Source organism: Streptomyces polygonati, assembly GCF_042650325.1.
Classification (GTDB): Bacteria; Actinomycetota; Actinomycetes; order Streptomycetales; family Streptomycetaceae; genus Actinacidiphila; species Actinacidiphila polygonati.
In genome coordinates, this window is the sequence record NZ_JBHSBB010000019.1 from 58,636 (window position 1) to 84,067 (window position 25,432).

Here is a 25,432-nt window from a genome sequence, read left to right on the forward strand (position 1 = left end):
CGTCCCAGAGGACCCCAGGAGGTGACACCCATGGCCGACACCCTCGCCGGCACCGCCGAGCGAACCGGGGAAGCCGCCGCGTACGCGGCCCGGCTCGACCATGTGTCGAAGGCGTTCGGCAGGCCCGGCGCCCAGCAGCTCGTACTGGACGGCATCACGCTGGACGTACGGCCCGGCGAGTTCGTCTGCCTGCTGGGGGCCTCCGGCTGCGGCAAGTCGACGCTGCTCAATCTGATCGCGGGCCTGGACCGGCCGACCGCCGGGAGCATCAGCGCTCCCGGCGGGCGCCCGGCCCTGATGTTCCAGGAGCACGCGCTGTTCCCGTGGCTGACCGCGGGCAAGAACATCGAACTGGCGCTGCGGCTGCGCGGGGTGCCGCGCGAGGAGCGGCGCCCGGAGGCCGAACGGCTGCTGTCGCTGGTCCGGCTCGGGGAGGCGTACGGCAAGCGGGTGCACGAGCTGTCCGGCGGTATGCGGCAGCGGGTCGCACTGGCCAGGGCGCTGGCCCAGGACAGCCAACTGCTGCTGATGGACGAGCCGTTCGCGGCGCTGGACGCCATCACCCGCGATGTGCTGCACGACGAGCTGACCCGGATCTGGTCCCGGACCGATCTGTCGGTGCTGTTCGTCACCCACAACGTCCGCGAGGCGGTGCGGCTCGCCCAGCGGGTCGTCCTGCTGTCGTCCCGGCCCGGGCGGATCAACCGCGAGTGGGTCATCGACATCCCGCAGCCGCGCCGGATCGAGGACGCGGCCGTCGCGGACCTGTCCGTCGAGATCACCGAAGAACTGCGTGGGGAGATCCGCCGCCATGGCCAGCACTGAGACGGGCACGGCCGAGAAGGACCCCCGGGACGCCGCCGGGCCCGGCTCGGCCGGAGCGGGCACGCCCGGGTCGCCGTCGGCCGGTGAGGACCTGTCCGGTCTGGAGGCCGGCCTGGACGCGCTCGACACGGTCGTCATCCGGCGGGTGCCGGTCGGGCAGCTGCTGCTGAAGAAGGTGGTGCCGCCGCTCAGCGCCATCCTGCTGGTGCTGGTGGTGTGGCAGCTGGCGGTCTGGGGCAAGGTCGCCGACCGGACGAAGCTGCCCAGCCCGCACGCGGTGTGGGAGGAGCTGGTGGCCCGGTGGAGCGCCGGCGACCTGTTCACCATCATCTGGACCAGCGTGGAGCGCGGCCTGCTGGGCTTCCTGGCGGCACTGGCCATCGGCACCCCGCTGGGTCTGCTGGTGGCCCGGGTGCCCTTCGTCCGGGCCGCGATCGGCCCGATCCTGTCCGGGCTCCAGTCGCTGCCGTCGGTGGCCTGGGTGCCGGCCGCGGTGATCTGGCTTGGCATCGAGGACAGCGCGATGTACGCGGTGATCCTGCTGGGCGCGGTGCCGTCGATAGCCAACGGGCTGGTGGCCGGCATCGACCAGGTGCCGCCGCTGTATCTGCGGGCCGGGCGCACGATCGGGGCGACCGGGCTGCGCGGCGCCTGGTTCATCCTGCTGCCGGCCGCGCTGCCCGGCTATGTGGCGGGCCTCAAGCAGGGCTGGGCCTTCTCCTGGCGGTCCCTGATGGCCGCCGAGCTGATCGCCTCCTCCCCCGATCTGGGCGTGGGCCTGGGCCGCTATCTGGAGAACATGCGGGAGGGCTCCGACATGGCCGGCGTCTTCCTCGGCATCCTGCTGATCCTGCTGGTCGGCATCGCCATCGACCAGATCGTCTTCAGCCCGCTGGAGCGCTGGGTGCTGCGCAGCCGGGGCCTGTCCGCCGCGAGCCAGTAACGTTGGGTTCCATGACCGCGCGTACCACCACCGGGCCCGGGCACCGCCACCCGGGCCCGGACTTCCCGCCCCCGCTGCTGGTCATCGCGCACGGCTCCCGCGACCCGCGGCACGCCGGGACGGTCCGCGCGCTGACCCGCCGGGTGGCGGCCGCCAGGCCCGGGCTGCGGGTGGAAACGGCCTTCCTGGACTTCTGCGGGCCCTCGGTGCCGCAGGCGGTACGGGCCCTCGCCGCGGACGGGGTGCGGCAGGCGGTGGCGCTGCCGCTGCTGCTCACCCGGGCCTTCCACGCCAAGACCGACATCCCGGCGGTGCTGCGGGAGTCCGCCGCCGCGCTGCCCTCCCTGCGGCTGTGTACCGCCGATGTGCTGGGCCCATCCCCGCTGCTGATCGCGGCGCTGGAGCGGCGGCTGGCCGAGGCGGGCCCGCTCGGCGACCGCGCGTCGACCGGTGTGGTGCTGGCGTCGGCCGGTTCCACCGACCCGGAGGCGGGCGCGGTGATCGCCGAGATCGCCCGCGAGTGGCGGCGCAGCGGCTGGTGCGCGGTACGGCCCGCCTTCGCCTCGGCGTCGCTGCCCCGTACCGAGGACGCGGTACGCGCGCTGCGCGCCGAGGGCGTCCGCCGGATCGCGGTCGCCCCTTATGTCATCGCGCCCGGTTTCCTGCCGGACCGGATCATCCGCGGCGCCCGCGAGGCCGGCGCCGACATCCTGGCCCCGGTGCTGGGCGCCGCGCCCGAACTGGCGGCGCTGCTGCTGCGCCGCTACGACGAGGCCGTGGCGCCGGCCCGGCGGCGCGACGCGGCGTGATCCGCGATCTCCCCGTGTAGGGGGCAACCAGCGGGTCGTGGTGGGGTTTTCCCCACCCCGGGGCGGGAGAAGCCCGGGGGTCGAGTGACCGGCAGGCAGGATGGGTCGCCGCCCCGGCGGCCCCTAGCGTCTTGGGCAGACGAGAGCGGCGCGAGCCGCCACCCAGGACGATCCTTCGAGGGGGCATTCCGTGAGTCGCGCAGGCGCACACGGCAACAGGATGGGCATCGCGGCGGCGATGGGCGGCTGGAGCGCCCGCCACCGCTGGGCGGCGGTCGGCAGCTGGCTGCTCTTCGTCGTCCTCGCCATGGCCATCGGTCAGGCGGCCGGCCGCATCGACGTGGACGAGGACCGGGCCATGCCCGGTGAGGTCCGGCAGGCGGCCACCATCATCGACGACGCCGGGCTGAAGGACGCGGCCGGCGAGATGGTCCTCGTCCAGGCGGCGCACGGCGGCACCACCGCCGATCCGGCCTTCCGCGCGGCGGTCGGCGACGTCGTCACCGCGGTGCGGGCGACCGGCAAGGTCACCGCGGTCACCTCCCCGTACGACTCCGGCGCGATCTCCGCCGACCGCCGCAGCGCGCTGGTCAGATTCGACATGCTCGGCAGCGCGGACGACGCCGGGGACCGGGTGCAGCCCGTGCTGGACGCGGTGGGCAAGGTCCAGAAGAGCCACCAGGCCCTGCGGATCGAGGAGTTCGGCGACGCGAGCTCCGACCACGCGCTCGACGGCGCGTTCGGCGACGACTTCAAGACCGCGGAGTTCTCGGCCGTGCCGGTGGCACTGGCCATCCTGCTGATCGCGTTCGGCGCGCTGGTGGCCGCGCTGCTGCCGGTGATGCTGGCGATGACCGCCTTCCTCGGCGCCTCCGGGGTGGTGGCGCTGGTCAGCCACGCGGTGCCGATGAGCGACACCGCCAACTCGGTGATGCTGCTGGTCGGTCTGGCCGTCGGCGTCGACTACTGCCTGTTCTACCTGCGGCGTGAGCGCGAGGAGCGCGAGGCCGGGCACGACGCCGGCACCGCGCTGCGGATCGCCGCGGCCACTTCGGGGCGGGCGATCCTGATCTCCGGCATCACCGTGATCGTGGCCATGGCCGGTCTGCTGTTCACCGGCATCGGCGACTTCAAGGCGATGGGCGTGGCCACCATGATCGTGGTCGCCATCGCGATGTTCGGCTCGGTCACCGTGCTGCCGGCGATCCTGTCGCTGCTGGGGGCGCGGGTCGAGAAGGGCCGGATCCCCTTCCTGCGCCGGGGCGCGCGGGGTGCGGGGGGCCACGGGTCGGGGGCCGGCGGCTCTTCGGGCGCGGCCGGCCGCGGCAGCCGCTTCTGGCGGACCGTGCTGCGGCCGGTGCTGCGCCACCCCAAGGCCGCGGTGGTGATCGCCGGCGGTCTGCTGATCGCGGTGGCGGCCCCCGCGTTCGGCATGCACACCGCGAATCTGTCGATGGATCAGGAACTCGGTGACGGCCTGCCCATCGTCCGGACCTACGACCACATCAACGCCGCCTTCCCGGGCGGCCCCGACCCGGCCCATGTCGTGGTCGAGGCCGACTCCATCGACGCGCCCGCGGTCCGTACGGCGATAGCCGCCTTCCGCGCCGAGGCGGTCTCCTCCGGCGCGAGCAAGGGCCCGGTCACGCTGACCGTCCACAGCCGGCAGAACGTCGCCGAGATCGCCGTACCGCTGGCCGGCGGCACCGATCACGCCAGGGCCGAGGCGGATCTCACCGCGCTGCGCGACCGTGTCCGCCCGGACACCCTCGGCAGGGTCGCCGGGCTCCAGGCCCCGATCACCGGTGAGACGGCCGGGTCGATGGACTTCACCCACAAGATCACCAGCAGTGTGCCGCCGGTGTTCGCCTTCGTCACCGTCTTCGCCTTCCTGCTGATGCTGCTCTCCTTCCGCTCGCTGACCATCGCGCTGACCGCGATCGTGCTCAACCTGCTGTCGGTGGGCGCTGCCTACGGTGTGCTCACCGTGGTCTTCCAGCACGGCTGGGGCGCCGGGCTGGTCGGCGCGACCGGGACGGGCGCGGTGGTGGCCTGGCTGCCGCTGTTCCTCTTCGTGATCCTGTTCGGGCTGAGCATGGACTACCACGTCTTCGTGGTCTCCCGGATCCGCGAGGCCCGGATGCGCGGGCTGACCACCCGGGGCGCGATCGAGCACGGCATCACCACCACGGCGGGCGTGGTGACCAGCGCGGCGGTGATCATGGTCGCGGTGTTCGCGATCTTCGGCACCCTGTCGATGCAGAGCATGAAGCAGATGGGCCTGGGCCTGCCGGTCGCGGTGCTGATCGACGCCACCGTGATCCGCGGCGTGCTGCTGCCGGCCCTGATGATGCTGCTCGGCGAGCGCAACTGGTATCTGCCGCGCTGGCTGCGCCGGTTGCCCGACCTGACCCACGACGAGTCGGCGCTGCCCCCGCCGCCGGGCGCCGCCGGCCGGCCGGTCCACGGGCCGGTCCCGGGCCTCGACCAGGAGCAGGTCCCGGACCGGGTGTGAGCACCGCCCGACCTGGCCGTCCGGTCACTGACAGTGCCCCTGTCCCGCGCGGGACAGGGGCACTGTCAGTGACCGCCGCTACGGTGGATTTCATGACCGTACGGGAGAATACGAGCGTGGTGACGGCGCCGGCCGCCGATGACGTGGTGCTTCGACTGGAGGAGCACCGGGTCGAGTTGACCGGCCACTGCTACCGGATGCTCGGATCGGTCTTCGAGGCCGAGGACGCGGTGCAGGAGACGCTGGTGCGGGCCTGGCGCGGCGCCGACCGCTTCGAGGGCCGCGCCAGCCTGCGCTCCTGGCTGTACAAGATTGCCACCAATGTGTGCCTGGACAGCCTCAGCGCGGGCAAGCGGCGGGCCCTGCCGATGGACCTGTCCCCCGCTTCGCACGCCGATGCCGCCCTGCCCCCGACCACCGCCGAGTCCCAGTGGGTGGGACCGGTCCCCGACAGCCGGGTGCTGCCCTCCGGCGGCGACCCGGCCGATGTGGTGGTCGCGCGCGAGACGGTCCGGCTGGCGTTCGTGGCCGCGCTCCAGCAACTGCCGCCGCGCCAGCGGGCGGTGCTGATCCTGCGCGAGGTGCTGGCCTGGAAGGCCAGCGAGACGGCGGAACTGCTGGGCGGCACCGTCGCCTCGGTCAACAGCGCGCTGCAGCGGGCCCGCGCCACCCTGGCCGAGGCCGGTGCCGGCCGGCCCGGGTCGGGTCCGGCGCCCGTGATGGACGCGGCGCAGCGACTCCTGCTGGACCGCTATGTCGACGCCTTCGAGCGCTACGACCTGGACTCGCTGACCAGCCTGCTGCACGAGGACGCGACGTTGTCGATGCCGCCTTATCCGCTGTGGCTGCGCGGCCACGAGGACATACGCGCCTGGTTCCTGGGCACCGGGATCGGGTGCCGGGGCTCGCGGCTGCTGCCGGTGACGGCGAACGGGGCGCCGGGTTTCGGCCAATATCGGGCGACCGGAGACGGCGGCCTCCGGCCGTGGGCGCTCCAGGTGCTGGACATCTCGGGCGGCCGGGTCGCCGGGATCACCTCGTTCCTGGACGCCGAGCGCCTCTTTCCGCTGTTCGGACTCCCGCTCGAACTCACGGGCGGCGCCTGACCCTTCGTTCGGCACCCGGGGCGGCCCCAGGGGGTCGTCGGGGACCGCCGACCGGCCGGGGCGGGAATTCGCGGCGGATGACCGGGAAACCCGCCGTGAATCCATGGCCGGCGGATGGGAGACTTGCGGTGTCCGCCCGACCAGCCGTTGACTTGGGCATATGCGGGAGCGGACGGCGGAGCGAAGCGCGGCAACGGACCACGGACAGCGGACCAGTGAGAGGCGCGGCGGCATGGCGGACGCGGTGTTCACGCGGGAGCGGGCGCGAGCGGTACTGGACGCTGCCGGGCACCCGGCGGCCGAGCTGCTCTCCTTCGGGGAGAACGCGGTGTTCGCGGCCGGCCGACTGGTGATCAAGGTCGGCCGCGGCGAGGACCTGCTGGACCGGGCCCGCCGCGAGGTGCGCACAGCGGACTGGCTGGCCAAGCAGGATGTGCCCGCGGTGCGTTCGGCGGAGTCCGAGGTGCGGCTGGTGGACGGTCACCCGATCACCTACTGGCAGCGGCTGCCGGAGTCCCTGCGCCCCGCCGTGCCCGCGGATGTGGCGCCGCTGCTCAAGCTGGTGCACGCCCTGCCCGAGCCGGACTTCGGGCTGCCCGCCCGCGATCTGCTCGGCGGGGTCGAGCGCTGGCTGCGGATCGCCGGCGACGCGATCGACCCGGCCGACGCGACCTATCTGCGCCGCCGCAGGGACGGCTTCGCCGAGGCCGCCGCCGACCTCGTCCCGCACCTGCCGCGCGGTCCGATCCACGGCGACGCCCTGCCCCGCAATGTCCATATCGGCCCGGACGGCCCGGTCCTGGTCGACCTGGAGACCTTCTCCTCCGACCTGCGCGAGCACGACCTGGTCGTCCAGGCCCTCAGCCGCGACCGCTACGGCGTGGACCAGTCCGCCTACGACGCCTTCACCACCGCCTACGGCTGGGACGTCACCGACTGGCCCGGCTGTGACACCCTCCGCGGCGCCCGCGAAACCGCCGGCTGCGCCTGGGTCGCCCAGCACGCCCCCGCCAACCCGGCCGCCCGTACCGAGTTCCGCCGCCGGGTCGCCTCCCTGCGGGCATCGGATCCGACGGTGCGGTGGTACTCCTTCTAGCGGGGTGTTGGCGGGTGACGGGCCCCAGGACACAATGGCGGGCATGGAGTTGGTCGCGCGGGGGCGGGACGCCGATGTGTACGCGCTGGACGAGTCCCGGGTGCTGCGGCGGTATCGGCGCGAAGGTCCCACCGGCCGGGAGTCGCGCCTGATGACGCACCTCGCCGAGTGCGGGTATCCGGTGCCGCGTGTCTACGAGGCGACGGACACCGACATGGTGCTGGAGCGGCTGACCGGGCCGACCATGCTGGAGGCGCTGTCCCGCCGCCCCTGGCAGGTGCGTTCGCTCGGCCGGACGCTGGGCTGCCTCCTCGACCGGCTGCACGCGCTGCCGGCCCCGCAGTGGCTCCCGAAGAGGTTCGCCACCACGGGCGACGACCGGATACTGCACCTGGACCTGCATCCCGGCAACATCATCCTGACCCCGCGCGGCCCGATGGTGATCGACTGGAGCAACGCCGCGGCCGGCGCCCCCGCCGCCGACGTCGCGATGACCCTGGTGACCGTCGGCAGCGCCGACGTCCCGGGCCTTCCCGCGCGCTTCGGCCGCGGCCTCCTCCTGCGCTCCGTCCGGGCCGGCTGCCGCACCGACCCGGCGCCGCGCCTCCAGCAGGCGATCAGCACCAAGCTGACCGACCCGAACCTGTCCCCCACCGAGGCGGCCTGGCTGCGCCGCCGCGCCGCTTCCACCGCGACCTGAGTCCGCCGCCCCCGGCCCCGGGTCCCCGGACATCAGCCGACCGCCGCCCACCCCCAGGGCCGGGGCCAGAAGGACGCGGCCCGCTCCTCCACCTGGACCGGCTGCGCCATCGGCAGCGGCCGGACGGCGGGGAACCCCCGCTCACCCAGCCACCGCGTCACCGCCACCTCCCGCGCCGCCGCGGCGGCCTGCCCGGGACGCGCGATCCGTACGACGATCCCGCCGGGAAGCCGCCACAGCTCGTTCTCGGCGAATCCGATGACCCGGCACCCTCGGAAGAGACCCCCGCCACCCGCGCGATCCGCCGCACAACCCCGGCGACCCGCGCCCGCAGCGCGGCCACTTCCGGCACGCGCCGATGGCCCACGGAGGCCTCCGCGAGGTCCCGGACGGGATCGGCCGGCGGCTCTGGCAGTCGCGGCATCGTGTCCCCTTCGGCGTCCCGGGCGGAGGTGGTCAGCCGTCGACCGCCCGCTTCACCGAACGGCGCCGCCCCCGGCTCGCGGCGCCGCGGCGGACGCGGTGCGCAGCGGCCAGGAGGGGTCGACGGGTGGGGCGGTCGGGTCTTTTTTGCGGAGCCAGGTGGTGAAATCCTCGGCCCAGGCGGCGTGCCAGGCGCGCTGGCTGTCGTGGAGGGGCCAGGGGTCGGACTGGGCGGCGAGGGGGTGGCGGGCGGCGAGGGCGAGGGCGACGCGGACGGCTGCCAGGGCGTCGGCTCCGGCCTCGTGGGCGCCGTCGAGCCGGACGCCGTAGACCTCGCAGGCGGCCTCCAGGGTGCGCTTGCCGCGGCGGTACTTGTCGAGGGCGCGGTCCATGACCAGCGGGTCGAGGACCGGGCCGGCCCGGCCGCCGGGGGCGACCAGGGGCGGCAGCGCGTAGCGGCGCAACTCCTCGTCCAGGAGGGTGAGGTCGAAGGGCGCGTTGTAGACGACGACCGGCACGGACGCCGCCCAGTAGCCGCGCAGCGCGTCCGCGATCTCGGCGACCACCTCGGGGGCCGGGCGTCCCTCGGCCGCCGCCCGCTGGGTGCTGACGCCGTGTATGGCGGTGGTCTCGGCCGGGATCGGCACCCCGGGATCGGCCAGCCACGCCCGGTGCCGGACCGGCTCCCCCGCCTTGACCTCGGTGACCGCCGCGGTCACGATCCGGGCCTGCCGCGGATCCGTTCCGGTGGTCTCCAGGTCGAAGCCGACCAGCAGATCCTCGTGCCATGCCATGGCGAAGTCCTTCCCACCCGATTCCCCCGTGTGTCCTTGCCCCGACATCATCGCGCGGGGCACTGACAACGCCCTCCGGCGGGGGCCGGTGACGTACCGTCAGGAAACCGGCCGCGAATCCGCCCAGATCCCCTCGAACTCCTCGCGGTAGACGTCGAAGAGCCCGCTCTCGGTGGGCCGGTCGTCGGCCACCACCCGCCGCGTGCCGCCGCGCAGCACCAGCACCGGCACCTCCATGCCGCGGGCCCGCCGCAGATACGTCTGCACGACCGCGAGACCGCCGGAGCTGTCGCCGTCGATGAGGTAGGCGGTGAACCGCGGGATCTCGTCGAAGACCTGGATCTCGAAGGCGCCCTGGTCCCGCAGCCGGGCCCGCACCCGGCGCATGTGCATGATGTTCATCTCGACCGAGCGGCTCAGCTCGCCCCGTCCCAGGCCGAGTTCACGCTCGCGGCGGCGGGTGGCGCTGCTGGCCGGGTTGAGGAAGAGCAGCCGCACCCGGCAGCCGGACTCCACCAGCCGGACCAGCCGACGGCCGGAGAAGTTCTGCACCAGCAGATTGAGCCCGATGCCCACGGCGTCCAGCCGCCGGGCGCCGGAGAACAGGTTCTCGACCGGCAGCTGCCGCTGGAGCCGTACCCGGTCGGGGTAGACGCCGATGACGTCGGCGTAGCGGTCGGCGACCAGTTCCTCCATCGCGTCCACCGGCAGCCGCTGTCCCGCGGTGCGGGCCTCGCCCGAACCCAGCAGTTCCAGCACCCGGGCGGCGGCCCGCTCGGCCTGGTCCAGCACGGTGGTGGACAGCGCCCGGTTGCGGGAGACCACGTGCCGGGCCACTTCCAGCTCGTCCAGCGCGAGTTCCAGCTCGCGCCGGTCGTCGTAGTAGGGCTCGAAGCAGGGCCAGTGCTGGACGACGAGTTCGCGCAACTGCGGCAGGGTCAGGAAGCTCAGCACGTTGTCGTCGGCCGGGTCGAGCAGGAAGCCCTTGCGCCGGCTGACCTCGCGTACCGCCACGGCCCGCTGCACCCATTCGTGTCCGGCCGGTCCGGCCGCGGCGACCACCCAGTCCTCGCTGTGCACCGGCTCGTAGATCGGGCGCAGCACGGCGTTGACCACGGCGCGCAGGCGCTGCTCGACGAGATTGAGCCAGACATAGGCCCGTCCGGCCCGGCGGGCGCGGGTGCGGACCTCGGCCCAGGCGTCGGCGCCCCAGTCCAGTTCCGCGCCGATCTCCAGGGGCGCGGCGACGGAGACCACGGCGTGCGTCCCCTCCGGGCCGGCGGCGTCCGCGATGTGCCGGTCGCCCTGCTCGCCACCACCCGGGAGCATCAGACCTCCGGACGTCACCACGTCACCGCCTCCCGCCCCCGTCCACGATCAAGGAAGGGTACTGCGGTGCGGGGGGGCGTCGCAGCCGTAACGACCCTACTTGACTACTACCGGACAACCTCATCACCCTTGCGGTCGCTGCCTGTTGTGGCAGTGTCACCCTCGGGTGGACCGGATGGGAGGATGCCTCTTCGGCAACGTGACATCCGGGCGGGCGGAACGGAACCGTGCGGTCCGGTAAACGGAGTGGAAGAGTCATCACATGCAAGTCTGGCCGGGTCAGTCCTATCCCCTCGGCGCCACCTTCGACGGCGCGGGCACCAACTTCGCCGTGTTCTCCGAAGTGGCGTCGCGGATCGAACTGTGTCTGCTGCACGACGACGGCTCGGAGACGGCCGTGGAGCTGCGCGAGGCGGACGCCTTCGTCCGGCACGCCTATCTGCCGGGGGTGGTGCCGGGGCAGCGTTACGGCTTCCGCGTGCACGGACCCTACGACCCCGAGCGCGGTCACCGCTGCAACTCCGCCAAGCTGCTGCTGGATCCCTACGCCAAGGCGATGAGCGGCGGCATCGACTGGGACGAGTCCGTCTACGGCTACCGGTTCGGGGAGCCCGACTCGCGCAACGACCTGGACTCGGCCCCGCACACGATGGCCTCCGTCGTGGTCAATCCGTACTTCGACTGGGCCGACGACCGGGCGCCGCGGATCGATTACCACAAGACCGTGATCTACGAGGCCCATGTCAAGGGCCTGACGATGACCCACCCAGGGCTGCCGGAGGAGATCCGCGGCACCTACGCCGCGCTGGCGCATCCGTCCGTGATCAGCCATCTGGCGGAACTCGGGGTGACCACGCTGGAGTTGATGCCCGTTCACCAGTTCATCCAGGACCACCGGCTGATGGACGCCGGACTGGCCAATTACTGGGGCTACAACACCATCGGGTTCTTCGCCCCACACCACGCCTACTGCTCGGGCGGCGACCGCGGCCAGCAGGTGCTGGAGTTCAAGACGGCGGTGCGCGCGCTGCACCGGGCCGGCATCGAGGTGATCCTCGACGTGGTCTACAACCACACCGCCGAGGGCAGCCATCTGGGCCCGACGCTGTCGCTGCGCGGCCTGGACAACGCGTCCTACTACCGGCTCGGCGACGACAAGCGCTACTACACGGACACCACCGGCACCGGCAACAGCCTGCTGATGCGCAGCCCGCACGTACTGCAGATGATCATGGACAGCCTGCGCTACTGGGTCACCGAGATGCATGTCGACGGCTTCCGCTTCGACCTGGCCGCCACCCTGGCCCGGCAGTTCCACGAGGTGGACCGGCTGTCGTCCTTCTTCGACCTGGTGCAGCAGGACCCGGTGGTCTCCCAGGTGAAGCTGATCGCCGAGCCGTGGGACGTCGGCGAGGGCGGCTACCAGGTCGGCAACTTCCCGCCGCTGTGGACCGAGTGGAACGGCAAGTTCCGCGACACGGTACGGGACCTGTGGCGCGGCGAGAGCGCCACGCTGGAGGAGTTCGGTTCCCGGCTGACCGGCTCCTCCGACCTCTACCAGGACGACGGCCGCCGTCCGCTGGCCTCCATCAACTTCGTCACCTGCCACGACGGCTTCACGCTGCGCGACCTGGTGTCGTACAACGACAAGCACAACGACGCCAACGGCGAGGGCAATCGGGACGGCGAGAGCTTCAACCGGTCGTGGAACTGCGGTGTCGAGGGCGAGAGCGACGACCGGGCGGTCCGGACGCTGCGCGGCCGGCAGATGCGCAACTTCATGGCCACCCTGATGCTGTCCCAGGGGGTGCCGATGATCTCGCACGGCGACGAGTTCGGCCGCACCCAGCGCGGCAACAACAACACCTACTGCCAGGACAACGAGCTGTCCTGGATCCCCTGGCCGGGCAAGCCCGGCACCTCGGAGGAGGACGACGAGGCGCTGCGGCTGCACGATTTCGTGCGCAGCATGGTGTGGCTGCGCCGCGACCACCCGGTCTTCCGGCGCCGCCGCTTCTTCCACGGCCGGCCGATGGAGGGCGCCCAGGACGAGCTGTCCGACATCGCCTGGTTCACCCCGCAGGGGCAGCAGATGGCGCAGCGGGACTGGCAGGCCGCGCACGCCAGGACACTGGTGGTCTTCCTCAACGGCAACGCGATCTCCGAGCCGGGGCCGCGCGGCGAGCCGGTCACCGACGACTCCTTCCTGCTGATGTTCAACGCCGCGCCGAGCGCCGAGGAGTTCGTGGTGCCGGACAACCACGGCAAGGAGTGGCACGTGGTGGTGGACACCGAGCGGCCCGACGGCGTAGCGCCGGGCACCGGTGAGCGGGTGCAGGCCGGGGACCGGCTGCTGCTGGCCGACCGCAGCATGGTGGTGCTCCAGCGCCCGGCGGACTGAGAACGGGCCGCGGCGGACCGGACGGGCGCCGCGCGGCGGGGCCGGGCCACGGCGGTCGGCCCCGCCTCACGCGCCTGAACCCCGGATACGGGGTAGAGAGACCCCATGACCGCGAACTCCCTGACGCCCAGCTCGACCTACCGGGTGCAGCTCCAGCCCGGCTTCACCTTCGCCGACGCCGCAGCGGCGGTACCTTACCTGGCTGAGCTGGGCGTCAGCCATCTGCACCTGTCCCCGGTACTGGAGGCCGTGCCCGGCTCCACGCACGGCTACGACGTGGTGGACCACAGCCGGGTCCGCACCGAGCTCGGCGGCGAACAGGGCCTGCGGGAGCTGTCCCGTACCGCCGGGGAGCACGGGCTCGGCCTGATCCTGGACATCGTGCCCAACCACATGGCGGTACCCGCGCCGGAACACCTCAACGCGCCGCTGTGGGAGGTGCTGCGGGAGGGCCCGTCCTCGCCGTACGCCTCCTGGTTCGACATCGACTGGGCGGCGCTCGACGGCAAGGTGCTGCTGCCGGTGCTGGGCGAGCCGCTGCCGGACGCGCTGGGCAGCCTGTCGGTGGTACGTGACCAGGCGGCGGGCGGCGCGGCGCTGGCGTACTACGAGCACAGGTTCCCGCTGCGGCCCGGCACCGAGGACCTGCCGCTGCCGGAGCTGGCGGAGGCGCAGCACTACCGGCTGGCGTACTGGCGAGCGGCCCGTACCGAGCTCAACTACCGGCGGTTCTTCACCATCTCGGACCTGATCGCGGTCCGGGTGGAGTCCCCGGAGATCTTCGAGGCCACCCACGCGACCGTGCTGCGGCTGCTGCGCGACGGCGTGGCGGACGGCCTGCGGATCGACCACCCGGACGGGCTGGCCGATCCGGCCGGCTATCTGCGGCGGCTGGCCGAGGCGAGCGGCGGCCGTTGGACGGTGGTGGAGAAGATCCTCCAGCGCGGTGAGTGGCTCCCGGCCGACTGGGAGTGCGCCGGCACCACCGGATACGACGCGCTGGACCGGATCGACGGGCTGTTCACCGACCCCGCGGGGACCGCCGAGATCGCCGACTTCTACCGGGAGTTCACCGGTATCGAGGACGACCGCGGCGGCCGCTGGGCCCCGACCGTCCGCCGCGCCGCGTACCGGGTGGTGTCCCGCGACCTGTCGGCCGAGGTGTCCCGGCTGGAGCGCACGGCCCAGCGCGCCCTGGCCGCGATCCCCGGCAGCCCGCCGTACGGACCCGAACTGCTGGCCGACGCCATCCGCGAGCTGCTGCTGCGCGTCCCCGTCTACCGCCCCTATGTCGTCCCCGGCGTCCCGGCCACCGCCGAGGACACCGCGATGCTGGAGCGCGCGGCGGCCGAGGCCCGGCGCGAGCGGGCGCCCGAACTGGCGACGGCGCTGGACTTCGTACGGGATCTGGCGCTGGGCCGGGCCGGCGGCGGGCCGGCCGACGACACCGTGGGCGGCTCGGCGGACGCCGCCGACTTCGTGGCCCGCTTCGCCCAGGTCGCCTCCGCCCTGCACGCCAAGTCCGTCGAGGACGCCGCCTTCTACCGCTATGTGCCGCTGCTCCCGCTGTGCGAGGTGGGGCGCGACCCGGGGGAGCCGGCCACCACACCGGAGGAGTTCCACGCCTACTGCGAGCGGGTGCGGCGGGAGCGGCCCGCGACCGGCACCGCGCTGTCCACCCACGACACCAAGCACAGCGCCGACCTGCGGCTGCGGCTGGCGGTGCTGTCCGAGCTGCCCGGCGCCTGGCGGGAGTGGCTCGCGGCCCGCCCGCAGCGGGGCGCGGCGCTCGGCTGCCCGCCGGGTCCCGACCGGCACACCGAGTACACCGTCTTCCAGACCGGTGTGGGCCTCGGCTCCTGCCGTCCCGAGCGGCTGGTCCCGGCCGCGCTGAAGGCGGTCCGGGAGGCGGGACTGCACACCACCTGGACCGAGCAGGACGAGGCCTACGAGAAGGCGGTGGCGGACTTCACCGACCAGGGGCCGTGCGGGGTCCAGAACGACGACGTCGGCGCCTTCGTGGCCACCCTGCGCCCCTACGAGGAGGCGAACGTCCTCGGTGCGGCGCTGCTGCATCTGACCATGCCGGGCGTGCCGGACGTCTACCAGGGCACCGAGTGGCCGGTGCGCACCCTCGTGGACCCCGACAACCGCGCGCCCATGAACGGCCCGGCGGTCGGCGCGCCGGGGGAGGCCGCGCGCGGGAGCGTGCTGGACGCCGCCCACGGCACCTTGCGCCGCCTGCTGGAGGGCGCGGCGCCGGACTCCTTCGACGAGGCCAAGCTGCGGCTGACCACCACCGCCCTGCGGCTGCGCCGGGAGCACCCCGAGTGGTACGGGCCGGCCGCCTCCTACGAGGCGCTGGCGGCGCGGGGCCCGGCGGCCGACCACTGCACGGCCTATCTGCGCGGCGGCGGCGCGCTGACCGCCGTCACCCGGCTGTCGCGCCGGCTGGAGGAGGCCGGCGGCTGGCGGGACACCGTCCTCCCGCTGCCGCCGGGCCGCTGGCAGGACCTGCTGGGCGGGGGCAGCTACGAGGGGCTGGTGCCGCTGGCCGAACTGCTGGCGGACTCCCCCGTGGCGCTGCTCACCGAGGTCACGCGAAGCTGACCTCGCTGACGTCGATGGACACGCTGAGCAGGCTCTTGTCCGGCCGGCCGTCCTGGCCGACCCGCCAGACACGGCGCTCGGTCGGCACCACGATCCCGTCGAACTCGCGGTGCCCCGAGATCAGGTGCGCCGCGAGGCCGGCGCCCTTGCCCAGCACCTCGGCCACATAGTCGTGCCGGCGGATCAGGCCGCCCTCATCGATGTAGTAGACGTTCTCCCTGCCGTGGCCGACGACCCCGGCGGGGAGGACCACCTTCAGCCGGCGCCAGGTCTCGTCCTCCTCCCGCCAGGGCTCCAGCTCCTCGGTGACGGAGCCGGGGGCCGCCAGCGAGAAGGGCTCGGTCAGATACGTCCACATGGCGTAGCCGGTGAAGTAGGCCAGGTGCAGCCGGTCCCAGGGCATGGTGAAGTCGTGCCCGGCGAAGGCGGATCGCGGGTCGGTCCGCTCCTCGACCACCGCGCCCGCCTCGGTCTCCACGGCCACCCGGTCGGGGGTGTAGACGCTGCGCAGCCCGCGTCCGCCGAAGGCGTGCGAGGCGTACTGCCGGTGCAGGTCGATCCGGGTGGTGTAGTCGTCCAGCACGCCCTCCTGCCCCTTGACCACCCACAGGGCCCCGCCGCCCTTCACCCGGGCGGTCAGCCGGCTGAAGCCGTTCCAGCGGTCGAGGCCGCCGTAGGTGTCGATCACCTGGGTCAGCAACTCGTTCATGGTCATGCCTCTTTTGCGTCGAACAGCGCCTTCTCCGTGAAGACCATTACACGCTACGCGGAGACCGGAAGTTTTGTAAAGGTCTTCGATGAATAGACCATGTTGACGTACGCTGTGCCCATGGTGAAGACCACGACACCCGCGGAGCGCGAGGCGGCCGTGCCGGCCGGCGCGGTGGCGGTGGCGGACCTGCTCAACTCCCGGGCCTACGCCGACCTCGGCGACAAACTGGACTCCCCGGGGCCGGCCGCCGCGGTGCTGCGCCCCTTCGGCCAGGAGGACGGCGCCGCCCCTTCGGCCGCCCGGCTCGACCTCGTCCGCGCGGTCCGCGCCGACCTGCTGGACCTGGTGACCGCCGCCGACCCCGAGGACCACGCCGGGAAGTGGTCCGCGCTGTCCGGCCGCGCCTCGTCCGTCACCTTCCGGCAGGAGTTCGCCGCGCCGGGCCGGGTGCGGCTGCGCCAGGTCGGCGGCGACCTCGTGGTCGGCGGGATCGTCGAGGCGGTCGCGGCCCTGGTGGCGGCCGGCGACTGGTCCCGGATGCGGCTGTGCGCCAACGACGAGTGCCGCGAGGCGTTCTACGACACCTCCCGCAGCCGCACCCGCCGCTGGCACTCCTACGAGTTCTGCGGCAACCGCACCAACGTCGCGGCCTACCGCGCGCGCCACCAGGCCTGATCGGCCGTCAGGCGCCCTGCCGGCCGGGCGTTCTCCGGCCGGGCGGCCGATTGTCGGACCCCGCTGTTACGTTCGGTGCCATGACGACCACCGATACGGATTCACTGCTGGGGCTGCTCCTGGGCATCCCGGAAGCCGAGGAGTTCCTCGCCTGGCCCGGTGACTTCGAGCCGTGCAGGGCCGGGCACGGCGAGGAGATACGCCTGCCGTCGGGCGTGCCGCTGCAAGCCATCGCCGGTGACGGCGGGGGTGGCACCTACTACCAGGTGGGCGTGGGAAGCGACGCCGACCGGCCGGTGCTGTACGCCGGATCGGAGGGCGAGGGGGGTCTGATCGCCGAGTCGCTGCGGGAGGCGCTGGAGCTGCTGATCGGGCTGCCCTACTGGCAGGACTGCCTGCCGGGACGCGGCTTCCCGCTGCCGGGCCTGGAGGCCGAGTACCGTTCGACCTTCCACGACCTGGACGAACGCCGGGACCGGGTGGCCGGGTTGCTCGGGCTGGACCGGCCGCCGGCCCGGGACCTGGTCCGCCGGCTGCACGCCTGCGTGGGCCGCAGCGTGCCCGACTACCTCCCGCTGGGTGCGAACGGCGGCGTGTACATACCGCTGGGCTGATCCGGCCGGATCCAGCTGACCGGTCGCGGCACATCGCGGAAGCAGGCAGCCGCCCGGCCGTCCACGCCGGTGTGAGCTTCGTCCGAATCGGCCGGCCCCGGGCATGGACCCGCCGGGGGCGCGGGCATGCATCTGCGGGGAGCCGCGACGCGGCCCGCCACGACCCGGCACAATCCAGCAGGGCCCGGTACGTCCGGCAGGACAGCATCGGTCACAACGCATCAGACGGGAGCCGTACGTGCTGTTCGAGGTGTGGGCGCCGAACGCCCAGCAGGTGGAGATCCTGATCGAGGACCGGCGCGACGCGCTCGGCCCCGACCCGTCCCGCACCGGCTGGTGGCAGGCCGAGCTGCCGGCCGCGGACGGCACCCGGTACGCGTACGCGCTCGACGGCGGGGAAGCGCTGCCCGATCCGCGTTCCCGCCGCCAGCCGGACGGCCCGGACGGCCCCAGCGCGGTGGTCGAGCAGGACGCGTTCGCCTGGCAGGCCCCCTGGCCCGGCCGGGCCCTGCCGGGAGCGGTCCTCTACGAGCTGCATGTCGGCACCTTCACTCCCGAAGGCACCTTCGACGCGGCCGCCGAACGGCTCCCCCACCTGGCCCGGCTGGGCATCACGCACATCGAGCTGATGCCGGTCTGCCCGTTCCCCGGCACCAACGGCTGGGGATACGAGGGCGTGTCCCTGTGGGCGGTGCACGAGCCGTACGGCGGCCCGGCGGCGATGAAGCGGTTCGTCGACGCGGCGCACCAGCACTCCCTCGGCGTGGTGCTCGACGTGGTGCACAACCACCTCGGGCCCTCCGGCAACCATCTGCCGCCGTTCGGGCCGTACTTCACCGACCGGCACCACACCCCGTGGGGCGACGCGGTCAATCTCGACGCTCCCGGCTCCGACGAGGTGCGGGACTTCCTGATCGGCAGCGCGCTGTCCTGGCTGCGGGACTTCCGGCTGGACGGCCTGCGGCTGGACGCGGTGCACGCGCTGGTCGACACCCGGGCGCTGCACTTCCTGGAGGAGCTGTCCACCGCGGTCGACGGTCTCTCCGCGGCGCTGGGCCGCCCGCTGTTCCTGATCGGCGAGTCCGATCTGAACGACCCGCGCACCACCGCGCCCCGCGAGGCCGGCGGCCTGGGCCTGCACGCCCAGTGGAACGACGACTTCCACCACGCGGTGCACACCGCGGTCACCGGCGAGGCGCAGGCCTACTACGCCGACTTCGCCGCGGCCGGTCCGGGCGCCGTCGCCAGGGTGCTCACCCACGGCTTCTTCCACGACGGCACCTGGTCGTCCTTCCGCGGCCGCCACCACGGCCGCCCGCTGGACACCGCCGAGGTGTCCGCCCACCGGCTGCTCGGCTACGCCCAGACCCACGACCAGATCGGCAACCGCGCCGTCGGCGACCGGCTGACCGCCGATCAGCTCGGCGCCGCCGCCGCGCTCGTCCTCACCTCGCCGTTCACCCCGATGCTGTTCATGGGCGAGGAGTGGGGCGCGAGCACCCCCTGGCAGTTCTTCACCGACCACGACGACCCCGAGCTGGCCGCGGCCATCACCCGGGGCAGGCGGCGGGAGTTCGCCGCCCACGGCTGGGCCGAGCAGGATGTGCCCGACCCGCAGGACCCCGCCACCAGGAACCGCTCCTGCCTGGACTGGGCCGAGCCGGCCAAGGCGGAGCACCGGGAGCTGCTGGACTGGTACCGGGCGCTGATCGCGCTGCGCCGGAGCGAGCCCGCGCTGACCGACCCGAGGCTGGACACGGTGACGGCGACCGCGGGCGGCCGGACACTGCTGATCGCCCGCGGCCCGTTCCGTATCGTCGTCAACTTCTCCGACACCGCCGCCCGGGTGCCGCTGGACGCCCCCTGCGAGGTGGTGCTGTCCCGGCCGCGGTGCGCGCTGCTGCCCGGCCCGCTGGTGTCCCTGCCCGCCCGGGGCGCGGCCGTACTGCGGACCGGGGACGTTACGGTGAAGGGGTGATGTGGACGGAGCCGGAAGCGGTGGCTGCCGAGGAGGTCGGGCGGGTGGAGCGGGTGGAGCAGGTCGGAAGGGTCGACGGAGCCGGAGCGGCCGGGGCTGCCGGAGACGTCGGGGACATCGGGGAGGCCGGAGCGGTCGCCGACTGCGTGCTGTGCGGGGAGCCGACCGAGCACCCGGCGAGCACCCGGGGTGCCACGCTGTGCCCGGTCTGTGCGTGGCAGGAGGCCCAGCGCACGGCCTGCTCCGGCTGATCGGGCCCGGCCCGGCGCCACGACGTCAGGTCGCCAGCAGCGAGCGGCGGTTCTCGGCCACATCGAAGTCCGCCTTGGGATAGGCCGGGTCGATCTCCTCCAGGTGTTCGAGCAGCAGCCGGCTCACCGCCCAGTTGCGATACCACTTGTGGTCGGCCGGGACGAGATACCAGGGTGCGTTCTCGGTCGAGCAGCGCTCCAGGGCCGTCTGGTACGCCTCCTGGTAGGCGGGCCACCGCTCGCGGTCCTCGATGTCGCCCGGGGTGAACTTCCAGTGCTTGGCCGGGTTGTCCAGCCGGGACAGCAGCCGGTCGAGCTGCTCGTCGTAGCTGATGTGCAGGAAGAGCTTGATCACGGTCACGCCGTCGTCGGCGAGGGACCGCTCGAAGCGGTTGATCTCGGCGTAGCGGCGGTTCCAGGTGGCGGCCGACACCAGATTCTGCACCCGGACGATGAGCACGTCCTCGTAGTGCGAGCGGTCGAACACACCGATCTCACCGGGCAGGGGCAGCGCCTTGCGGATGCGCCACAGGAAATTGTGGGCGCGTTCCTCGTCGGTGGGCGTCTTGAAGGCGCGCACCCGCAGGCCCCCGGGATTGAGGCCGGAGGCGACATGCTTGACGGTGCCGCCCTTGCCGGAGGTGTCCATGCCCTGGAGGACCACCAGCAGCCGCCGCCGGTCACCGGCGGTGCTCTGGGCGAACAGCTTCTCCTGGAGCCCGGCCAGCCGCACCCGCATCCGCTCGGTCTCGGCGACGCCCTGCTTCTTGCCCTTCGGGCCGCCGGGGGTGGCACCGGCGTCGTACGCCGCGAGGTCGACCGGGCCGCTGTGGGGAGCGATCCGCAGCAGGGACCGCAACTGCGCGCCGCGCAGCCCGTGCCCGGCGTCCGACCCGGACGCGGGTCCGGCTTTCGAGGGGGACTTCGACGTGGCCATGCACACGATCGTGCGCCGGTTCGGCCCGCGCCGCCAGCCGCCCGGTCCGGACGGAGGCCCCGGCGAGCCACCGGGCTCGGACCGACAGGCTCAGAGCGACGGGCTCAGCCGTTCGGCGTCGCGCGCCAGCGCGGTCAGCCGTGACACCGCGCGGAAGTACTTCTTGCGGTAGCCGCCGGCCAGCATCTCCTCGCTGAACAGCCGGTCGAAGGGCGTCCCCGAGGTCATCACCGGCACCTCGCGGTCGTAGAGCCGGTCGGCGAGCACCACCAGACGCAGCGCGGTGGCCTGGTCGGTGATCTGCCCGACGCCGCGCAGGAACACCGCGCTGATCCCGTCGCACAGCGCTCCGTAGCGGCTCGGGTGGACGGTGGCCAGGTGCGCGGTCAGCGCCCCGAAATCGTCGAGCGACGCGCCCCGGGTGCGCAGCGCCGTCGCGGTGACCTGCTCGTCGGTGTGGGGGCGCGGGGCCTGGGGCATGCCGCGGTGGCGGTAGTCCTCGCCGTCGATCCGCAGGGAGGTGAAGCGGGCGGACAGCCCCTGGATCTCGCGCATGAAGTCGGCGGCGGCGAACCTGCCCTCCCCGAGCCTGCCCGGCAGCGTGTTGGAGGTCGCGGCCAGCCGCACCCCGGCGTCCGCGAGCTTGCCCAGCAGGGAGGAGACCAGCACGGTGTCGCCCGGGTCGTCCAGCTCGAACTCGTCGATGCACACCAGCCGGTGCCCTTGCAGCGCCTGCACGGCCCGCTGGAATCCGAGCGCCCCCACCAGATTCGTCAGCTCCACGAAGGTGCCGAACGCCTTCCGCTCGCGCGGCGCCGGGGTGGCGTGCCACAGCGAGGCCAGCAGATGGGTCTTGCCGACGCCGTAGCCGCCGTCCAGATAGACCCCGCCGGGCGCGGGGGCGGTCCGCGGCTCGCGCCGGAACCACCGCTTGGGGCTCTCGTCCCGCCCGGCGTCCAGCGAAGCGGCGAACTCGGTCAGCCGCTTCACCGCCGCCGTCTGGCTCGGCTGACCGGGGTCCGGCACATAGGTCTCGAAGCGCACGCCGTCGAAGCGGGGCGGCGGCACCATGTCCGCGACCAGCCGGGACACCTCGACCTCGGGCCGGCGCGTGCTGAGGGCTACGGGACCGGCGGACCCGGGGCCCTGCGTGGTCATCGCGGAAGGGGACACGGGTGTCGAGCTTAATGCTTCGCCGGGGCCCCGCAGCCGGGCAGCCGCCCAGGTCGGGCGGGCCGCGGCGGCGGGCGGGCGGAAAACGTCCGTGCGAGACTTCCGCCATGCAGCGGCTGTTTCCCCGTCCGGGGCCCGAAGCGACCGACGACCGGGACCTGGACGGTGTCCTCGGGCTGGCCGACGCCTACGCCTACCCGTCGGACCGGCCGGCCGGCACGCCGTATCTGCGGGCGAACATGGTCTCCTCCGTGGACGGCGCGGCGCGGGCCGAGGGCAAGTCCGCACCGCTGTCGTCGCCGGCCGACATGCGCGTGTTCGGCACGCTGCGGGCACTGGCCGACCTGATCCTGGTCGGCGCCGAGACCGTACGGCAGGAGAGCTACCGCCCGGCCAAGGCCCGCGAGGTCTTCGCCGCCCGGCGGGCCGCCGCCGGACAGCCGCCGGCCGCGGCGGTCGCGGTGATCTCCCGCCGCCTCGATCTGGACTTCGGCGCGCCGCTGTTCACCGCCCCGCTCACCCCGACCCTGGTGCTGACCGGCGCCGGCGCTCCCGGCAGCGCCCTGAACGCGGCCCGCGCGGCCGGTGCCCGGGTGGTGGTGGCCGGCGAGGGCGACGGCGTGGACCCGGCGCGGGCCGTCCGCGAGGTCGCCGCCCTGGGCTTCACCCGGCTGCTGCACGAGGGCGGTCCGCGCGTGCTGGCGCAGTTCGCCGCGGCCGACGTGCTCGACGAGCTGTGCCTGACGGTCTCCCCGGTGCTCACCGGCGGCGACGCGCCCCGGATCATGAGCGGTCCCGGGGTCCTGCCGCCGGCCCGCTTCGGGCCGGTGTCGGTGCTGGAGGAGGACGGCTTCCTCTTCACCCGCTACGTCCGCCGGTGACGCTCGGCCAGCTGGAAGACGCCCGGAAGATTCCCGAAGATCCCGGCGAAAAAACGGATTCCGCTGTTCCGTTTCGCCCGGCACGGGAACACTGATTGCGGTGTCCGGTGAAGTTCGGGGCAGGATGGTCCCTGTGGCGGCCCGTTGGCCGAATAAGGCCGGTGGCCCATGAGCTCCATGAGAAAGAAGGACGCGTCCGTGTTCACGACCGTACTCATGATCGAGAAGCCACTCGCCCCTGCCGATGTGGAGATGGTCACCACACTGCACGGTGACGAGCAGGTCTCCTTCGTCGTCCTCATGCAGCCGCGCGGCGACCAGGACCGGCTGCTGCGGGCCGTGGACGATGTGGCGCTGGGCCATCTGGAGGACGCGGCCCGGGAGAACGCCGTACCGGAGGGCCAGGAGGCCTTTCCGCCGGCCGAGCGGGCCCTGGCCTATTCGCTGGAGTCGCTGCGGAAGGCCGGCGCCGAGGCGGTCGGCGAGGTCGTCGAGACGCACCCGCTGGACGCGCTGCGTACCGTCGTCGACCGGACCGGGGCCGACGAGGTGATCGTGCTGACCGCGCCGCACTTCGTGGAGGAGTTCTTCCACCGCGACTGGACCTCCCGGGCCCGGCACAAGGTGGGCGTCCCGGTGCTCAAGCTGTTCGCGGAGCAAGACTGAGCCAGTCCGCGCGCGGCGGGGCAGCCGCCGGCGCGGCTTCGGGCGGCGGGACCCGCGCACCGCGCTGACGCCCTCGCGGTGCCGTACGGCTTCGCCTCGCGGAAGTGCGAGAATCGGTGCCCCGACACGTACTGGACCACCACCCCCGGGAGAGCCTCGCATGAGCCCGTCCGTTCCCCCCGCCCTGGACCGACCGCACTTCATCGGCATCGGCGGCGCCGGAATGTCGGGCATCGCGAAGATCCTGGCCCAGCGCGGGGCGCGGGTGGCCGGCAGCGACCACCGGGAATCCGAGACCGTCGACGCGCTGCGCGCGCTGGGCGTCACCGTGCACATCGGGCACGACGCCGCGAACCTCGCGCCGGACACCACCGCGGTGGTCGTCTCCAGCGCCATCCGCCCGCACAACGTGGAGCTGGCGGCGGCCGGGAAGCGCGGTGTCCCGGTGGTGCACCGCAGCGACGCGCTGGCCGCACTGATGAGCGACGCCCGCCCGATCGCGGTGGCCGGTACGCACGGCAAGACGACCACCACCTCGATGCTGGCGGTCGCGCTCACCGCCCTCGGACTCGACCCGTCCTACGCGATCGGCGGCGAGCTGGACGCCCCCGGCTCCAACGCCCGGCACGGCGACGGCGAGGTCTTCGTGGCCGAGGCCGACGAGAGCGACCGCAGTTTCCACGTCTACTCCCCCGAGGTCGCGGTCGTCCTCAATGTGGAGCTGGACCACCACGCCAACTACGCGTCGCTGGAAGAGATCTACCAGTCCTTCGAGACGTTCGTCGGCAAGATCAGGCCCGGCGGCACCCTGGTGGTCTCGGCCGATCAGCCGGGCGCCGTCGAGCTGACCTCCAGGGTCCGGGGCATCGGGACGCTGCGGATCGTGACCGTCGGCGAGTCGGAGCACGCCGACGTGCGGATCACCCGGATCAACCCGCGCGGCCTGACCAGTGAGGTCACCGTCCTGCTGGACGGCCGGTTGACGACCTTCACCGTCTCCGTGCCGGGCCGGCACTACGCGCACAACGCGGTGGCCGCGCTCGCCGCCGGGGTGGCGATCGGCGCCCCGGCCGGCAATCTGGCCGCCGCGCTGGCGAAGTACACCGGCGTCGCCCGGCGCCTCCAGCTCAAGGGCGAGGCGGCGGGTGTCCAGGTGATCGACTCCTATGCCCACCACCCGACCGAGATGGCCGCCGACCTGGAGGCGATCCGCGGCTCGGCGGGCGACTCGCGGGTGCTGGTCGTCTTCCAGCCGCATCTCTTCAGCCGGACCCGGGAGCTGGGCGCGGAGATGGGCGCCGCGCTGGCGCTCGCGGACGCTTCGGTGGTGCTGGACATCTATCCGGCCCGCGAGGACCCGATTCCGGGGGTCAGCAGCGACGTCGTGATCGAGGCCGCCCGGGCGGCCGGCGGCGACGTGACCGCGGAACACGACAAGACGGCGGTCCCCGCGCTCGTGGCAGGAATGGCGAAGGCGGGTGATCTCGTTATCACCATGGGTGCGGGCGATGTGACCGACCTCGGCCCCCAGATTCTCGCCCGCCTCGAAAGCTGAGAGGACCTCCATGTCGTATGAAGTGAAGAAGACCGACGAGCAGTGGCGTGCGGAGCTGTCCCCGCAGGAGTACGCGGTCCTGCGCCAGGCCGGCACCGAGCGTCCCTTCGTCGGTGAGTACACCGACACCACGACCGAGGGTGTGTACTCCTGTCGCGCCTGCGGGGCGGAGCTGTTCCGCTCCGACACCAAGTTCGAGTCCCACTGCGGCTGGCCGTCCTTCTACGACCCGGCCAAGTCCGACGCGGTGGAGCTGATCGAGGACCGCTCGATGGGGATGGCCCGCGTCGAGGTGCGCTGCGCCCGCTGCGGCTCCCACCTCGGCCACGTCTTCGAGGGCGAGGGGTACGACACCCCGACCGACCAGCGCTACTGCATCAACTCGATCTCGCTGCGGATGGCTCCCACCAGCTGATCACGCCGACCGCGGTCATGCGGT

23 protein-coding genes are annotated in these 25,432 nt (G+C 73.2%); 17 read left to right on the top strand and 6 right to left on the bottom strand.

What is annotated here, in order from left to right; all coding sequences use genetic code 11:
• Positions 1 to 30 precede the first annotated feature (30 nt).
• The 7 genes from ACFO3J_RS25985 (at position 31) to ACFO3J_RS26015 (ending at position 7,994) form a co-directional block, all read left to right on the top strand.
• Positions 31 to 825 (top strand): ABC transporter ATP-binding protein, encoded by a 795-nt coding sequence (locus tag ACFO3J_RS25985; protein WP_386433908.1) that lies wholly within the window; start codon positions 31 to 33, stop codon positions 823 to 825.
• Positions 812 to 1,768 carry an ABC transporter permease gene (locus ACFO3J_RS25990; protein ID WP_386433911.1) on the top strand — a complete coding sequence of 319 codons (957 nt, stop codon included), beginning with the start codon at positions 812 to 814 and terminating at the stop codon, positions 1,766 to 1,768. Before ACFO3J_RS25985 ends, ACFO3J_RS25990 begins: the two co-directional genes overlap by 14 nt.
• 11 nt (positions 1,769 to 1,779) lie before the next feature.
• Positions 1,780 to 2,577 carry a sirohydrochlorin chelatase gene (locus tag ACFO3J_RS25995; protein ID WP_386433913.1) on the top strand — a complete coding sequence of 266 codons (798 nt, stop codon included), beginning with the start codon at positions 1,780 to 1,782 and terminating at the stop codon, positions 2,575 to 2,577.
• Between the two features lie 220 nt (positions 2,578 to 2,797).
• A complete protein-coding gene (locus tag ACFO3J_RS26000) occupies positions 2,798 to 5,092 on the top strand; it encodes an MMPL family transporter (protein WP_386434504.1) in 2,295 nt (764 codons plus the stop codon).
• Positions 5,093 to 5,184: 92 nt separating this feature from the next.
• Positions 5,185 to 6,198 (top strand): sigma-70 family RNA polymerase sigma factor, encoded by a 1,014-nt coding sequence (locus ACFO3J_RS26005; protein WP_386433916.1) that lies wholly within the window; start codon positions 5,185 to 5,187, stop codon positions 6,196 to 6,198.
• A gap of 232 nt (positions 6,199 to 6,430) precedes the next feature.
• The gene (locus tag ACFO3J_RS26010; protein WP_386433919.1) at positions 6,431 to 7,294 is read left to right on the top strand and encodes an aminoglycoside phosphotransferase family protein; all 864 of its coding nucleotides are present in this window, start codon (positions 6,431 to 6,433) and stop codon (positions 7,292 to 7,294) included.
• Between the two features lie 43 nt (positions 7,295 to 7,337).
• The gene (locus ACFO3J_RS26015) at positions 7,338 to 7,994 is read left to right on the top strand and encodes a phosphotransferase (protein WP_386433920.1); all 657 of its coding nucleotides are present in this window, start codon (positions 7,338 to 7,340) and stop codon (positions 7,992 to 7,994) included.
• A gap of 32 nt (positions 7,995 to 8,026) precedes the next feature.
• Here ACFO3J_RS26015 and ACFO3J_RS26020 read toward each other — a convergent pair whose 3' ends face one another.
• The 3 genes from ACFO3J_RS26020 to ACFO3J_RS26030 all read right to left on the bottom strand — a co-directional run bounded on the left by ACFO3J_RS26020 (position 8,027) and on the right by ACFO3J_RS26030 (position 10,558).
• Positions 8,027 to 8,155, bottom strand: a complete 129-nt coding sequence (locus ACFO3J_RS26020) for a hypothetical protein (RefSeq protein WP_386433923.1) — start codon at positions 8,153 to 8,155, stop codon at positions 8,027 to 8,029.
• Between the two features lie 315 nt (positions 8,156 to 8,470).
• Positions 8,471 to 9,211 (bottom strand): 3'-5' exonuclease, encoded by a 741-nt coding sequence (locus ACFO3J_RS26025; RefSeq protein WP_386433925.1) that lies wholly within the window; start codon positions 9,209 to 9,211, stop codon positions 8,471 to 8,473.
• 99 nt (positions 9,212 to 9,310) lie between these two features.
• Positions 9,311 to 10,558: an SAV2148 family HEPN domain-containing protein gene (locus tag ACFO3J_RS26030; protein WP_386434506.1), complete on the bottom strand. Its 1,248-nt coding sequence runs from the start codon at positions 10,556 to 10,558 to the stop codon at positions 9,311 to 9,313.
• A 244-nt stretch (positions 10,559 to 10,802) separates the two neighbouring features.
• Between ACFO3J_RS26030 and glgX the strand changes: the two genes are divergently transcribed.
• Positions 10,803 to 12,941, top strand: coding sequence for a glycogen debranching protein GlgX (glgX, locus tag ACFO3J_RS26035; RefSeq protein ID WP_386433927.1), 2,139 nt, complete (start codon positions 10,803 to 10,805; stop codon positions 12,939 to 12,941).
• A 105-nt stretch (positions 12,942 to 13,046) separates the two neighbouring features.
• Positions 13,047 to 15,551, top strand: a complete 2,505-nt coding sequence (gene treY, locus ACFO3J_RS26040) for a malto-oligosyltrehalose synthase (RefSeq protein WP_386433930.1) — start codon at positions 13,047 to 13,049, stop codon at positions 15,549 to 15,551.
• Here treY and ACFO3J_RS26045 read toward each other — a convergent pair.
• Positions 15,538 to 16,260 carry a hypothetical protein gene (locus ACFO3J_RS26045; protein WP_386433933.1) on the bottom strand — a complete coding sequence of 241 codons (723 nt, stop codon included), beginning with the start codon at positions 16,258 to 16,260 and terminating at the stop codon, positions 15,538 to 15,540. The two genes, treY and ACFO3J_RS26045, sit on opposite strands and share 14 nt — an antisense overlap.
• A 120-nt stretch (positions 16,261 to 16,380) precedes the next feature.
• On the opposite strand from ACFO3J_RS26045, the gene ACFO3J_RS26050 reads away from it, so the two are divergent.
• From ACFO3J_RS26050 to ACFO3J_RS26065, 4 genes are all read left to right on the top strand, one after another.
• Positions 16,381 to 16,938 (top strand): CGNR zinc finger domain-containing protein, encoded by a 558-nt coding sequence (locus ACFO3J_RS26050; RefSeq protein ID WP_386433936.1) that lies wholly within the window; start codon positions 16,381 to 16,383, stop codon positions 16,936 to 16,938.
• A gap of 80 nt (positions 16,939 to 17,018) precedes the next feature.
• On the top strand, positions 17,019 to 17,552 hold the full coding sequence (locus ACFO3J_RS26055) for a hypothetical protein (RefSeq protein ID WP_386433939.1): 534 nt from the start codon (positions 17,019 to 17,021) through the stop codon (positions 17,550 to 17,552).
• 238 nt (positions 17,553 to 17,790) lie between these two features.
• The gene (treZ, locus tag ACFO3J_RS26060; RefSeq protein ID WP_386433942.1) at positions 17,791 to 19,530 is read left to right on the top strand and encodes a malto-oligosyltrehalose trehalohydrolase; all 1,740 of its coding nucleotides are present in this window, start codon (positions 17,791 to 17,793) and stop codon (positions 19,528 to 19,530) included.
• 20 nt (positions 19,531 to 19,550) lie between these two features.
• Positions 19,551 to 19,781 (top strand): hypothetical protein, encoded by a 231-nt coding sequence (locus ACFO3J_RS26065; RefSeq protein ID WP_386433945.1) that lies wholly within the window; start codon positions 19,551 to 19,553, stop codon positions 19,779 to 19,781.
• Positions 19,782 to 19,806: 25 nt separating this feature from the next.
• Here ACFO3J_RS26065 and ACFO3J_RS26070 read toward each other — a convergent pair whose 3' ends face one another.
• The gene (locus ACFO3J_RS26070) at positions 19,807 to 20,718 is read right to left on the bottom strand and encodes a PPK2 family polyphosphate kinase (protein WP_386433948.1); all 912 of its coding nucleotides are present in this window, start codon (positions 20,716 to 20,718) and stop codon (positions 19,807 to 19,809) included.
• Between the two features lie 90 nt (positions 20,719 to 20,808).
• Entirely contained in the window at positions 20,809 to 21,876 is a 1,068-nt protein-coding gene (gene zapE / locus ACFO3J_RS26075) for a cell division protein ZapE (RefSeq protein WP_386433950.1), read from the bottom strand.
• A 122-nt stretch (positions 21,877 to 21,998) separates the two neighbouring features.
• Here zapE and ACFO3J_RS26080 point away from each other — a divergent pair, with 122 nt between their 5' ends.
• The 4 genes from ACFO3J_RS26080 to msrB all read left to right on the top strand — a co-directional run bounded on the left by ACFO3J_RS26080 (position 21,999) and on the right by msrB (position 25,408).
• Complete coding sequence (locus tag ACFO3J_RS26080; protein WP_386433952.1) at positions 21,999 to 22,772, top strand: pyrimidine reductase family protein; 774 nt, start codon at positions 21,999 to 22,001, stop codon at positions 22,770 to 22,772.
• A 198-nt stretch (positions 22,773 to 22,970) separates the two neighbouring features.
• Entirely contained in the window at positions 22,971 to 23,438 is a 468-nt protein-coding gene (locus ACFO3J_RS26085) for an indole-3-glycerol phosphate synthase (protein ID WP_386434509.1), read from the top strand.
• 160 nt (positions 23,439 to 23,598) lie between these two features.
• Positions 23,599 to 24,993 (top strand): UDP-N-acetylmuramate--L-alanine ligase, encoded by a 1,395-nt coding sequence (gene murC / locus ACFO3J_RS26090; RefSeq protein ID WP_386433955.1) that lies wholly within the window; start codon positions 23,599 to 23,601, stop codon positions 24,991 to 24,993.
• Between the two features lie 10 nt (positions 24,994 to 25,003).
• Positions 25,004 to 25,408: a peptide-methionine (R)-S-oxide reductase MsrB gene (gene msrB / locus ACFO3J_RS26095; RefSeq protein WP_386433958.1), complete on the top strand. Its 405-nt coding sequence runs from the start codon at positions 25,004 to 25,006 to the stop codon at positions 25,406 to 25,408.
• The last annotated feature ends 24 nt before the right edge of the window (positions 25,409 to 25,432 follow it).

Excerpts from the sequence above, each read along its gene's own strand:
- ACFO3J_RS25985 (WP_386433908.1), top strand. The coding sequence starts at position 31 with ATGGCCGACACCCTCGCCGGCACCGCCGAGCGAACCGGGGAAGCCGCC.
- ACFO3J_RS25990 (WP_386433911.1), top strand. The coding sequence starts at position 812 with ATGGCCAGCACTGAGACGGGCACGGCCGAGAAGGACCCCCGGGACGCC.
- ACFO3J_RS25995 (WP_386433913.1), top strand. The coding sequence starts at position 1,780 with ATGACCGCGCGTACCACCACCGGGCCCGGGCACCGCCACCCGGGCCCG.
- ACFO3J_RS26000 (WP_386434504.1), top strand. The coding sequence starts at position 2,798 with ATGGGCATCGCGGCGGCGATGGGCGGCTGGAGCGCCCGCCACCGCTGG.
- ACFO3J_RS26005 (WP_386433916.1), top strand. The coding sequence starts at position 5,185 with ATGACCGTACGGGAGAATACGAGCGTGGTGACGGCGCCGGCCGCCGAT.
- ACFO3J_RS26010 (WP_386433919.1), top strand. The coding sequence starts at position 6,431 with ATGGCGGACGCGGTGTTCACGCGGGAGCGGGCGCGAGCGGTACTGGAC.
- ACFO3J_RS26015 (WP_386433920.1), top strand. The coding sequence starts at position 7,338 with ATGGAGTTGGTCGCGCGGGGGCGGGACGCCGATGTGTACGCGCTGGAC.
- ACFO3J_RS26025 (WP_386433925.1), bottom strand. The coding sequence starts at position 9,211 with ATGGCATGGCACGAGGATCTGCTGGTCGGCTTCGACCTGGAGACCACC.
- glgX (WP_386433927.1), top strand. The coding sequence starts at position 10,803 with ATGCAAGTCTGGCCGGGTCAGTCCTATCCCCTCGGCGCCACCTTCGAC.
- treY (WP_386433930.1), top strand. The coding sequence starts at position 13,047 with ATGACCGCGAACTCCCTGACGCCCAGCTCGACCTACCGGGTGCAGCTC.
- ACFO3J_RS26045 (WP_386433933.1), bottom strand. The coding sequence starts at position 16,260 with ATGAACGAGTTGCTGACCCAGGTGATCGACACCTACGGCGGCCTCGAC.
- ACFO3J_RS26050 (WP_386433936.1), top strand. The coding sequence starts at position 16,381 with ATGGTGAAGACCACGACACCCGCGGAGCGCGAGGCGGCCGTGCCGGCC.
- ACFO3J_RS26055 (WP_386433939.1), top strand. The coding sequence starts at position 17,019 with ATGACGACCACCGATACGGATTCACTGCTGGGGCTGCTCCTGGGCATC.
- ACFO3J_RS26070 (WP_386433948.1), bottom strand. The coding sequence starts at position 20,718 with ATGGCCACGTCGAAGTCCCCCTCGAAAGCCGGACCCGCGTCCGGGTCG.
- zapE (WP_386433950.1), bottom strand. The coding sequence starts at position 21,876 with ATGACCACGCAGGGCCCCGGGTCCGCCGGTCCCGTAGCCCTCAGCACG.
- ACFO3J_RS26080 (WP_386433952.1), top strand. The coding sequence starts at position 21,999 with ATGCAGCGGCTGTTTCCCCGTCCGGGGCCCGAAGCGACCGACGACCGG.
- murC (WP_386433955.1), top strand. The coding sequence starts at position 23,599 with ATGAGCCCGTCCGTTCCCCCCGCCCTGGACCGACCGCACTTCATCGGC.
- msrB (WP_386433958.1), top strand. The coding sequence starts at position 25,004 with ATGTCGTATGAAGTGAAGAAGACCGACGAGCAGTGGCGTGCGGAGCTG.